Below are 11,275 nucleotides of genomic sequence, written 5' to 3'. Positions count from 1 at the left end.
GGCGGTTGCCACCTCAACCGCGACATCCCCGCCCTGCTGCAGGCCGCCGGCTTTGCGTGCCCGGTACTGCACACCGGCTACCTGCCCGGCCCGCGGCCCTGGACCTACCACTATTGGGGCCAGGCGCGGGCGGCCAGCTGAACCTTCGGCCACCGCATCGGCCCGCGCTCGTGCTGTGCACAAGCACCCCGGCGCACGGTGCAGTTGTTATCCCGTGCGGCACTGGACAAGCCTGTGCATAACCCAGGGTGAACCCTGTACGGCGCGCGCAAGTGCTTGCGGCCCTAGGGGAAGCAACGATCTGCCTGCGAAACGGGCAGTCGGCCGGGCAAAGTTGTCCACTTGTCCAGCCAAAGCTTGGACAAGCTTGTGCATAAGTTTGGGCAAGCTCTGTAAGAGCGACGCAACCCGTTGATTTGCATGGCGCTTCTTCAGATTGCCCAACAAACAGGCAGTCCCGCCAGCATGGGGCCCAGCGCCAACCGGGTAGAGTCGCGGCCATGAACGATCCACAACCGGCCGCCGGTCACCGCCTGCACCTGGGCGCCACCGGCGAGACCCTGGCCGCACCAGCCGACGCCAGCCTGCTGCAGACCTTGCTGCGCGCCGGCCACGCCTGGCCGGCCTCGTGCCGCAACGGCAGTTGCCGCGCCTGCATCGGCCAGCTGGCCGGGGGCACGGTGCGCTACAGCGTGGACTGGCCCGGCCTGCTGCCGGAGGAAAAGGCCCGCGGCTGCGTGCTGCCCTGCGTGGCCTACCCGACCAGCGACGTGGTGCTCACGCCGCTGGTGGACTGAAAGCGCTTCAGGCTTTCAAGTGCTGCGCGAAGAACGCCAGCGTGCGGTCCCAGGCCAGCTGGGCGGCGGCGGGGTCGAAGCGCGGCGTGGTGTCGTTGTTGAAGCCGTGCTGGGTGACCGGGTACTGGTGGGCGGTGTACCGCACGCCAGCGGCCTTGAGCGCGGCCTCGTAGGCCGGCCAGGCGGCGTTGATGCGTTCGTCCACCGCGGCGAAGTGGATCAGCAGCGGCGCCTTGACCTTGGCGGCGTCTTCGGCTGGCGGGTGGTTGCCGTAGAACGGCACGGCCGCGGCCAGGTCGGGCAACTGGGTGGCCAGGAAGTGCGCCATGCCACCGCCGTAACAGAAGCCCACCACCCCCAGGCGGCCGGCGCTGTCGGGTCGTGCTTTCAGCAGGGCCGCCGCGGCCAGGAAGTCTTGCCGGGTCTTGCCCTGATCGAGCTGGGCAAACAGGCTGCGCGCCTTGTCTTCATCGCCCGGATAGCCCCCCAGCGGGGTGAGCGCGTCGGGCGCCATGGCGAGGTAGCCGGCCACCGCCAGGCGGCGGGTGATGTCTTCGATGTGGGGATTCAGCCCGCGGTTCTCGTGCACCACCAGCACGGTCGGCAGCCGGCCCGTGGCGTTGGCCGGCTGGGCCACATAGGCCTTCATCGGTCCACTGCCCTGGGGCGAGTCGTAGGTGATGCGCTCGGTGCGGATGCGCGGGTCGCCCTGGGGCACGACCTGGGCGATGACGAAGTCCGGGCTGAGCGCGGCCAGCAGCCCGGCGGCGGTGAGGCCGCCCACCGCGAACTTGGCCGCCCGGTCCAGAAAGCCGCGGCGGTCGATGTCGCCGTGCACATAGGCGTCGAACAGGATCAGCAGTTCCTGGTCGAAATCGGCCGCACCGAGGCGGCGGGGGTTCGAAAGGTCCATGGCGCGCTCCGCTGATCAAAGACCCGCAGCTTACGAGCGCCCGCGGTGCGGCACGATACACGCGCACCGCACAGGGGTATCAGGGTGTGACGACCGAGGCTGACCGGACGGCTGCACCCGCGGCCACGGCCGGCCGGGGCTTGCCCAGGCGGTGGGGCGACACGTATTCCTGACGGTAGACCTCGAACGGCAGTGAGTCCGCCGCTTCGATGGCTTTCTGGTCGGCCACCGACTGCTGGGCCATGGCCTCGTATCGCGCCTGCTGCCTTTCGCTCCAGGGCAGGTCCAGCAGGCCCTGGTGGATCTGCTGCGACTGCTGCCCCACGAAGGACAGGAACGAGTCGTTGTGCTGCGCGTGCATGGTGGCCAGCACGCGGGCCGAGGGCAGCGTGTCGGGCGCCTGCAAGCCGGCGCGGGCACGGGCCACGGCCTGCGCGTGGGCCTGTCCGCCCTGCACCGTGTCCAGCCGCGCGGCGATGGGGCCGAGCTGGTCGATCAGCTCCAGCCCCCACTGCACCAGCGGCACGGGCTGGCCGTTGCGCAACAGGTTCAGGCCGGGTTCGCGCCCGCGGGCGGCGGTCTGGTGCTGGTTGTGCGCGAGCTCGCGGATTTCTTCCGGCGTGTCGGGCGGGCTGTCGCTGAGCAGGCAGTGCAGCAGGAACACATCGAGGAAGTGCAGCGTGCTGGCGTCGATGCCGATGGGCTCGAAGGGGTTGAGGTCCATCAGGCGGACTTCGATGTACTCGACACCGCGTTCGCGCAGCGCGTGCAGCGGGCGTTCACCCGGGAAGATCACGCGCTTGGGGCGGATGGTGCCGTAGAACTCGTTCTCGATCTGCAGCAGCGTGGTCGCCAACTGGTTGTAATCGCCGCCTGGGTTGCGGATGCCCACCGCTTCGTAGGCCGGCCACGGGCGCGTCAGCGCGTCGTGCAGGCTGGCGGCGTAGCCTTCGAGCCCGTTGTAACTGACCGCCAGTGTGGCCTGCGCGTCGCTCTGGTAACCGAGCTTGCCCATGCGCAGGCTGGTGCCGTGCGGCATGTGCAGTGCACCACTGGTCCCCAGCGGCTGCAGCTCGTGCTGCCGGCCTTCGACGAAGGTGGAACACAGGGCCGGCGAGGCGCCGAACAGGGTGAGCAGCAGGAAGGCGTGGCGGCGGAAGTTGCGGATGAGCGCGAAGTAGCCGTCGTTGTCCACGCCGGGCAGCGACCAGTTGTAGTGGATGCCGCTGATGGTCTGCATGCGCCGGCCGTAGCGGTGGCCCAGGCCCATGCGGTAGACGCTCTTGGCGCGGCCGACGTTGGAGCTGCCGTAGCGGCCCAGCGGAATGGTTTCGTCGGTCGGCAGGCCGCAGGGCATGCTGGACGCCCACAGCCGCTCGTCACCCTGCGCCTGCAGGCTGCGCACGGTGTACTGGTGCACCTCGGTCAGTTCGGCCAGGCAGCTGTCGACGCTGGGGTGCACGCCGGTGATGAGTTCGAGCTGGGACTCCGAATAGTCGGTGGTGATGTGCGGGTGCGTCAGGGCACTGCCCAGGGCCGCGGGGTGCGGGGTGAGGGCGAGTTTGGCGTCGGGCTGCGCGCGCAGGCTCTCCTTTTCCAGGCCGCGGCGCATGCCATTCAGGCGCTCCGGGCTCAGGCTCTCCAGCCGCTGTTGCAGGGTCTTCATGGTGGGTTCTTCTCTTGACCGGGGCCGGACGTTAACACGCCACCGCAATCTCTGCTGGCGCCGCGGGGATCGGCTTTTCGGCTAGCCAAGGGGCATGGGCTTCGCCCGGCAGGCGGTGCGGCTGCGGCGCGTGCAGGGCCAGCCAGGCCTCGATGTGGGTCGGGTCGTTGGACACGCGCAGCTGGTCGAAAGCGACCTGCGCCTCGGGATAGGTCTTGCGCAGGTAGTTCAGCCACTGCTTGAGGCGCCCGGCGCGGTGGCGCCGCTCCACCCGGCGGCACACGCGTTGCCAGAACAGGTTGAGCAGGGGCAGCATGTCGGGCCAGGGCACCCCGCCGGCCTGGCCGCGGATCGCCAGCCCCAGGCCCGGGTTGGTCACCAGGCCGCGGCCGATCATGATCGCGTCGCAGCCGGTCACAGCGCGACAGCGCTGCGCCTGCTCCACGGTCCAGATCTCGCCGTTGGCCACCACCCGCATGGGGCCGGGCGGCAGCACCTGCCGCACCTCGGCGATGCGTTCCCAGTACGCGGGCGGCTTGTAGCCGTGGGCCTTGGTGCGGGCGTGGATCACGAGTTCGTCGGCCCCGGCGGCGGCGATGGCCAGCGCACAGTCCTCGGCCACGCCGTCGTGCTGGAAACCCAGCCGCATCTTGGCCGACACCGGCAGGTGGGCCGGCACGGCGCGGCGCACAGCACCGACGATGCGGCCGATCAGCTCGGGCTCGTCCAGCAGCACGGCACCGCCGCGGCTGGCGTTCACCGTCTTGGCCGGGCAGCCGAAGTTCAGGTCCACGCCAAAGGGGCTGAGCCCGGCCAGCCGCGCCGCGTTGTCGGCCAGGCAGGACGGATCGGAACCCAGCAGCTGGGGGCGCACGGGCACGCCGGCCAGGGTGCGCCCGCCGTGCAGCAGTTCGGGCACCACGCGGGTGAAAGCGCGCTCGGGCAGCAGGGTGTTGGTGATGCGGATGAACTCGCTCACGCAGCGGTCCACCCCGCCCGCGCGCGTGAGCACGTCGCGCAGCGTCGCGTCCAGCAGGCCCTCCATGGGCGCGAGCAACAGGGTCATGGGGTGGTGGGGGTGTGGGCGGGATCGCCCGATGGTGCGCCAAGCGGCGTGAAGCCGTGATTTTATCGGCCCCCTGCCGGGCCGTGGCTTGCTGCGGGCGACGGGGCTCCGGTACCATCGGCCGCCTTCTGAAGCCTTTTGAGTTCCCTGTTGCGTCGCGCCCGGCCCGGGCGCGACCGAACCGCCGGAGTGCCCCATGCGCCTGCCCCCTGCCCTGCCCCTGATCGCTGCGCTGCTGCTGGCCGCGCCCGCCAGCCACGCCCAGACCGCCGCGGCGGCCGAACCGGTGCGCGCCGGCACCTTCAAACAGGTCCAGGGCGAGGCCTGGGTCGGCAGCACTGGCGCCCAGACCGCGCAACGCCGCACGCCACAGCCCGGCGACGGCCTGCGCGAATCCGAGCGCCTGAGCACCGGCGCCAGCGGCGCCGCCACCCTGGTGCTCAAGGACGGCACAACGCTGACCGTCGGCCCCAACAGCACGGTGGACCTCAGCCGCTTCCAGTTCGACTCGACCACGCAGAAGGGCAACTTCCTGCTCGACCTGCTGCAGGGCTCGGTGCGCGTGGTCACCGGCGTGCTCGCCAAGGTCAACCCCGATCTGTTCAAGGTGCAGACGCCCACCTCGGTGGTGGGCGTGCGCGGCACCGATTTCATTGTCGAAACCCAGGCTGCCCGATGAACCGCCCGCTGATCACTGTCCTGGCTCTGAGCGCGCTGCTCGCCGCCTGCGCACCCGTCACACGCGTGACCCTGCTGCCACAGGCCGACGGCAGCGCCAGCGGCGTGGTCGTCAGCACCCGAGAAGGCCAGCAGGTGCTGAACCAGCCCTTCCAGGTGGCCGAGGTCGCGCGCAGCGGCCGCATCGGCACCGCCACCACCAGCGCCGACGCGGTGCGCCAGAGCCACCCGCAGCTGCTGGCGCAGCGCCTGCCCGCGCCCGAAAAATTCGTGCTGGAGTTCGAGCCCGGCACCTCGCAGCTCACGGCCGAATCGCAAGGCCGCCTGGCCGACATCGTGGCGCGTGCCCAGGCACGCTCGGGTGGCGAGATCGTGGTCACCGGCCACACCGACCGCCAGGGTTCGCTCGAAGCGAACGACAAGCTGTCGCTGGAGCGCGCCCACGCCATCCGCAACCTGCTGATCGAACGCGGTTTCAAGCGCGAGCTGATCGAAGCCGTGGGCCGCGGCGAACGCGAACCCGTGGTGCCGACCGACGACGAAGTGGCCGAGCCGCGCAACCGCCGCGCCGAACTGCTGGTGCGCTGACCACCGCCGCATGGCCCACGAACCCCGTCTGACCCGCGCGCTGCGCGAACTGTTGGCGGCGCAACGCGTGGCGGCCCTGGGAACGGTGGACGAAGACGGCACCCCGTTCGTGTCCATGGTGCCGTTCGTGGTGGACGGGCAGGACCGCTCGCTGGTCATCCACATCAGCGGCCTGGCCGCGCACACGCGCAACCTGCAGCGCAGGCCACGCGCCTCCCTCATGATCTGCCAGGCCGAGGTGGCCGGCGAGCCGGTGCACGCCCTGCCGCGCGTGACGCTGGACATCGACGCTGCTGATGCGGTCGCAGGGGCCGACGCGCAGGCCTGCCGGGCCGCCTACCTGGCGCGCTTCCCCGAAGCCGAACCCATGACCGCGCTGGGCGATTTCCGCTTCGTGCGCCTGCGCCCGCTGGGCGCACGGCAGGTGGCGGGCTTTGGCGCGGCACGCAGCGTGGACGCGGCCGAGCTGCTGCAGGCGCTGGGCAGCGCGACGTGAGCGAGGCGCCCACCCACAGCCCGCAGCCCCCCGGCCCGCAGGCCACCCGCGTGGCGGTGCCCGATGGCCTGACCGTGCTGCACGCCGACGACGCCTTGCTGGTGTTCGACAAACCCGCGGGCCTGCTGGCCGTGCCCGGCCGTGGCCCCGACAAGCAGGATTGCCTCAGCGCCCGCGCCCAGGCCGCCTACCCCGACGCACTGGTGGTGCACCGGCTGGACATGGCGACGTCGGGCATCGTGCTCATGGCGCGCGGCATCGAGGCGCAGCGCCACCTGAGCCTGTGCTTTGAAAAGCGCCGCACCCACAAACGCTACGAAGCCGTGGTGGCGGGAGATCTGCCCAACCCGCTGCCCGACAACGGATGGAACAGCATCGACCTGCCGCTGATCGTGGACTGGCTGGCGCGCCCGCGCAGCATCGTCAGCCACGAGATCGGCAAGCCCAGCCTGACGCACTGGCGCATCGCCGATGCGCCGCCGCCCGGCTCGGGCATGACGCGGCTGGACCTGCACCCGGTCACCGGCCGTTCGCACCAGCTGCGGGTGCACCTGCAGGCCATCGGCCACCCCATCGTGGGCGACCCGCTGTACGCCAGCCCCGAGCAGGAAGCCCTGGCCGACCGGCTGCTGCTGCATGCCCGCCGCCTGGACATCGAGCACCCGGTCACGGGTGCGATGATGCGTTTTGAAGCCCCCTGCCCGTTCTGATCCATCGTCCCACTCGACCCCGCACACCATGAGCCTTGCCGCCCAACACCTCACCGTTCTGACCGGCGCCTCGCGCGGCATGGGCCTGGCCATGGCCCGCCACCTGCTCACGCCCGACCGCATGCTGCTGTGCATCTCGCGCCGCACCGTGCCCGAACTGGAAGAGCTGGCCCGCCTGCGCAACGCCACGCTGGTGCAGTGGTCCATGGACCTGAGCCAGCCCAGCCAGGTGGCCGTGCGGCTGGACGCTTGGCTGGACACGCAGCCCACCGACGACATCGCCAGTGCCACCCTGATCAACAACGCGGGGATGATCCCGCGCATCGGCCCCATCGACCAGTGCCCGGGCAACGAACTGGAAGACGCGCTGCGCGTCGGGCTGGAAGCGCCGATGCAGCTCACGGCGGCCTTCCTGCGCGCCACCGGCCACTGGGTGGCCGCCGGCTGGCGCGGCCCGCGCAAGGTGCTCAACATCTCCAGCGGCCTGGGCCGCCGCGCCATGGCCGCGCAGGCGCCGTACTGTGCGGCCAAGGCAGGTCTGGACCACTTCACCCGCTGCAGTGCACTGGACGAGGCGCAGCGCACACACGGCGCCAAGCTCGTGTCGCTGGCGCCGGGCGTGATCGACACCGACATGCAGGAGCAACTGCGCGCCGGTGACCCGGCGGCCTTCCCCGACCGCGAGCGCTTTGTGGAACTCCAGCGCCAGGGCCAGCTCACAAGCCCGGAAGAAGCCGCCGCCCGCGTGCTGACCTGGCTGCAGCGCCCCGACTTTGGCGACCAGCCGGTGGCCGACGTGCGGGACTGACCCCTCACGGCGGCATGACCTGAGGACACCCCATGCCGACCATTCCCGATCCATCCCTCTCGCGCCGCCACTGGCTGGCGCTGGCCGCAGGCACCGCAACGGGTCTGGCACACGCGCAGACCGACGACCCGTTCTGGCGTCTGCTGCGCGAAGGCGGCTGTACCGTGCTGATGCGCCACGCGCAGACCGAAGCCGGCGTGGGCGACCCACCGGGTTTCACCCTCGGCCAGTGCCGCACCCAGCGCAACCTCAGCGCCAGCGGGCGAGAACAGTCGCGCCGCGTGGGCGATGCCTTCCGGCGCGAGGGCATCGCCATCGCGTCGGTGCGCAGCAGCGCCTGGTGCCGCTGCGTGGACACGGCGCAGCTGGCGTTTGGCCGCCACGCGCTGTGGCCCGCCCTCAACTCCTTTTTTCAGGGCCAGGGCGACAGCGACGCCCAGACGCGCGAGGTACTGGACACCGTGGCCGCCCTGCGGGCGCCGGTCAACTGGGTGCTGGTCACGCACCAGGTCAACATCAGCGCCCTGACCGGCGAGTACCCGGCCATGGGAGAACTCTTCGCCACCCGGCCCGACCCGACCACCCCGGACCGGCTGCGCGTGCTGGCGCGGCGGGTGGTCTGATCGCCCGGACCGCCACCTGTCCTGCGCTTGACGTGGCACAAGCCCGGTGTAAGCCAGGCCGGCTTACCATGCGGCGTTGATTCCTGCATCCAATCCAACCCCACAGAGGAGCATTTCCATGAGCCGTGAAGTCGTCGTCGTCAGCGCTGTCCGTACCGCCATCGGTACCTTTGGCGGCAGCCTCAAAGACAGCCCGCCCACCGAGCTGGGCGCCCTGGTCGTGCGCGAAGCGCTGGCCCGCGCCAACACCGAGGGCAAGGACGTCGGCCATGTTGTCTTCGGCCACGTGGTCAACACCGAACCGAAGGACATGTACCTCTCGCGCGTGGCGGCCATCAACGGCGGCTGCGCCGAAGGCACGCCCGCCTTCAACGTCAACCGCCTCTGCGGCTCGGGCCTGCAGGCCATCGTGAGCGCTTCGCAATCCATCCTGCTGGGCGACACCGACATCGCCATCGGCGGTGGTGCCGAGTGCATGAGCCGCGCGCCGTTTGCCAGCCTGAACATGCGCTGGGGCGCCCGCATGGGCGACACCAAGATGGTGGACATGATGATCGGCGCGCTGCACGACCCCTTCCCCAACATCCACATGGGTGTGACGGCCGAGAACGTGGCCGCCAGGTACGGCATCACCCGCGAGATGCAGGACGCGCTGGCGGTCGAAAGCCACAACCGCGCCGAGCGCGCCACGGCGGACGGCCGCTTCAAGGACCAGATCGTGCCGGTGATGCTCAAGAGCAAGAAGGGCGAGGTCGCCTGGGCCACCGACGAGCACTTCCGCCCCGGCTGCAAGCCCGAAGACATGAGCAAGCTCAAGCCTGTGTTCATCAAGGAAAACGGCACCGTCACGGCTGGCAACGCCTCCGGCATCAACGACGCCGCTGCGGCTGTGGTGCTGATGGACGCCCAGGCCGCGAAGGCCCGCGGCGCCAAGCCGCTGGCGCGCCTGGTCGGCTACGCCCACACCGGCCTGGACCCCAAGATCATGGGCGTCGGCCCGATCTCGGCCACGCAGGCGGTGCTCAAGAAGACCGGCCTGACGGTCAACGACCTGGATGTGATCGAGGCCAACGAAGCCTTCGCCGCCCAGGCCTGCGCGGTGACCAAGGAACTGGGCCTGGACCCGGCCAAGGTCAATCCCAATGGCTCGGGCATTTCGCTGGGCCACCCCATTGGCGCCACCGGCGCGCTGATCACGGTGAAGGCCCTGTACGAACTGCAGCGCGTCAACGGCCGCTACGCTCTCGTCACGATGTGCATCGGCGGTGGCCAGGGCATTGCCGCTGTATTCGAGCGGATGTAAACATCCGCCCCCCCGCGCCGCTTCGCGTCACCCCCCTGAGGGGGGCGATGCGAGTGGCCCGGCAAAGCCGGTTCCACCGCATCCTGGAGGCAGACACGCCCTCCGCGAGGGAATCGGTCCATCAAAAACCCAAAGGAGAGTTCCATGCGTTGGGCCGCCGCGGTTGATGAACTCGAGCGCGGGCTGCTCCAGCGCGACGTGGCCGCCCGGTCGCTGCTGCTGGCGGCGCTGGCGGGCGAACATGTGCTGCTGCTCGGCCCGCCGGGCACAGCGAAAAGCGAACTCGCGCGCCGGCTGCAGCGCTTGCTGCCCGGCGCGCACTATTTCGAACGCCTGCTGACCCGCTTCTCGGTGCCCGAGGAACTGTTCGGCCCGTTGTCCCTGAAAGCCCTGGAAGACGACCGCTACGAGCGGCTGACCGACGGCTACCTGCCGTCCGCCGAGGTGGCTTTCCTGGACGAGGTCTTCAAGGCCAACTCGGCCATCCTCAACACCCTGCTGGGCCTGCTGCACGAACGCTGCTTCGACAACGGTCAACACCGGATGGACGTGCCCCTGGTCTGTCTGGTCGGGGCCAGCAACGAGGTGCCGCGGGACGAGAACCTGCACGCCTTCTACGACCGCTTCCTGCTGCGCGTTCCGGTGGCGCCGGTCGACGACGCGCACTTTGCCGCCCTGCTGCAGACCACCCTGCCCGATGGCGAGGCGCACCCGGATGCGCAGTTGTCTGCTGTATCGCTGCAGGCGCTGCGCGCACAGGCCCAGACCGTGCGACTGGGTGACGACGTCATCGCCCTGCTGTCCTCGGCCCGCGAACGCGCAAAGGACATGCAGCAGACCGTCTCCGACCGCCGCTGGCGCCAGACCGCAGCGCTGCTGCAGGTGCAGGCCGCCAGCCGCAACGCGAGCGAAGTCTCGGTCTGGGACGCCTGGCTGCTGCCCTTCACCCTGGCCGCCGACCCGGACCAGGTACCGGGCTGGACCGACTGGTTCCTGCAGACCGTGGCGCAAGCCACGCCGCTGGCCATCGACGGCCTGGAGCGCGCCGTGACCGCCTTCGAACAACAACTCGATGTCGAACGCCGCGCCCCGGCCGACGCGCAGGACGACAGCGCCGGCAAGCTGGCCCTGGCCCGCGCCATCGCCGGGCCCACGAGCGAAAGCGAGCTGGTGCGCATCACCAGCGAACGCGCCCACCGCCGCTACGGCGCGCTGCACATCCGCGCAAGGGTGGCACAGGTGGCCGAGGTGCAGCAGCGCCTGAACACCGTGCAGGCGGACGTCCACGCGTTGGCCGAGGCCGTTCTGAAACAGGCCCGCGCCCACGGCTGGCTGCCGCCGTCGTGGCGCACGCGCATCGAGACCGTGCACGCACAACGCTGCGCACAGGTGGACGCGCTGGCCGCGCGGCTTGCCGAGCTGCACGACGGCTTTGCGGCGCTGCCCCGCCTGGCTGAGGACACGTCCGAGTTCGTGCCGACGCCGGTCAGCTGGCAAGCCTGAACCCCACTGCCATGACGGCCCCCGCCGACCGCCCCTACCCCCACCTCGACGGCATCGCGCGCGAACTGTGGGGCTGGTAGGTGGTGTGCAGCGGCGGCACGGGCGAGGCCCGGCTGGCCCAGGC

General features: G+C 70.6%; 12 protein-coding genes. 9 read left to right on the top strand and 3 right to left on the bottom strand.

Annotated features, from left to right (window positions below; translation table 11 throughout):
- The first annotated feature begins 500 nt into the window (after positions 1-500).
- Complete coding sequence (locus tag ACR2JA_RS04130; protein ID WP_434007854.1) at positions 501-797, top strand: 2Fe-2S iron-sulfur cluster-binding protein; 297 nt, start codon at positions 501-503, stop codon at positions 795-797.
- Between the two features lie 7 nt (positions 798-804).
- On the opposite strand, the gene ACR2JA_RS04125 is transcribed toward ACR2JA_RS04130, so the two are convergent.
- The 3 genes from ACR2JA_RS04125 to ACR2JA_RS04115 all read right to left on the bottom strand — a co-directional run bounded on the left by ACR2JA_RS04125 (position 805) and on the right by ACR2JA_RS04115 (position 4,442).
- The gene (locus ACR2JA_RS04125) at positions 805-1,710 is read right to left on the bottom strand and encodes a dienelactone hydrolase family protein (protein ID WP_434007853.1); all 906 of its coding nucleotides are present in this window, start codon (positions 1,708-1,710) and stop codon (positions 805-807) included.
- 79 nt (positions 1,711-1,789) lie between these two features.
- Positions 1,790-3,376, bottom strand: coding sequence for a glutamate--cysteine ligase (gene gshA, locus ACR2JA_RS04120; RefSeq protein ID WP_434007852.1), 1,587 nt, complete (start codon positions 3,374-3,376; stop codon positions 1,790-1,792).
- Positions 3,377-3,407: 31 nt separating this feature from the next.
- The gene (locus ACR2JA_RS04115) at positions 3,408-4,442 is read right to left on the bottom strand and encodes a tRNA-dihydrouridine synthase (RefSeq protein ID WP_434007851.1); all 1,035 of its coding nucleotides are present in this window, start codon (positions 4,440-4,442) and stop codon (positions 3,408-3,410) included.
- A gap of 196 nt (positions 4,443-4,638) precedes the next feature.
- On the opposite strand from ACR2JA_RS04115, the gene ACR2JA_RS04110 reads away from it, so the two are divergent.
- From ACR2JA_RS04110 to ACR2JA_RS04075, 8 genes are all read left to right on the top strand, one after another.
- Complete coding sequence (locus tag ACR2JA_RS04110; protein ID WP_434007850.1) at positions 4,639-5,121, top strand: FecR family protein; 483 nt, start codon at positions 4,639-4,641, stop codon at positions 5,119-5,121.
- Positions 5,118-5,708, top strand: a complete 591-nt coding sequence (locus ACR2JA_RS04105) for an OmpA family protein (RefSeq protein WP_434007849.1) — start codon at positions 5,118-5,120, stop codon at positions 5,706-5,708. Before ACR2JA_RS04110 ends, ACR2JA_RS04105 begins: the two co-directional genes overlap by 4 nt.
- Before the next feature lie 10 nt (positions 5,709-5,718).
- A complete protein-coding gene (locus ACR2JA_RS04100; RefSeq protein WP_434007848.1) occupies positions 5,719-6,204 on the top strand; it encodes a HugZ family protein in 486 nt (161 codons plus the stop codon).
- Positions 6,201-6,914, top strand: a complete 714-nt coding sequence (locus ACR2JA_RS04095) for an RluA family pseudouridine synthase (RefSeq protein ID WP_434007847.1) — start codon at positions 6,201-6,203, stop codon at positions 6,912-6,914. The genes ACR2JA_RS04100 and ACR2JA_RS04095 overlap by 4 nt, the downstream gene beginning before the upstream one ends.
- A 28-nt stretch (positions 6,915-6,942) precedes the next feature.
- A complete protein-coding gene (locus ACR2JA_RS04090; RefSeq protein ID WP_434007846.1) occupies positions 6,943-7,722 on the top strand; it encodes an SDR family NAD(P)-dependent oxidoreductase in 780 nt (259 codons plus the stop codon).
- Between the two features lie 32 nt (positions 7,723-7,754).
- Positions 7,755-8,345: a histidine phosphatase family protein gene (locus ACR2JA_RS04085; RefSeq protein ID WP_434007845.1), complete on the top strand. Its 591-nt coding sequence runs from the start codon at positions 7,755-7,757 to the stop codon at positions 8,343-8,345.
- A 118-nt stretch (positions 8,346-8,463) separates the two neighbouring features.
- Entirely contained in the window at positions 8,464-9,648 is a 1,185-nt protein-coding gene (gene bktB, locus ACR2JA_RS04080; RefSeq protein WP_434007844.1) for a beta-ketothiolase BktB, read from the top strand.
- A gap of 144 nt (positions 9,649-9,792) precedes the next feature.
- Entirely contained in the window at positions 9,793-11,151 is a 1,359-nt protein-coding gene (locus tag ACR2JA_RS04075; RefSeq protein WP_434007843.1) for an AAA family ATPase, read from the top strand.
- Positions 11,152-11,275 lie beyond the last annotated feature (124 nt).

The organism is Hydrogenophaga sp., from assembly GCF_051007235.1.
Classification (GTDB): Bacteria; Pseudomonadota; Gammaproteobacteria; order Burkholderiales; family Burkholderiaceae_C; genus Hydrogenophaga.
Note: the sequence above shows the minus strand (reverse complement) of the source record. Positions and strands in the feature narration are given on the sequence as shown.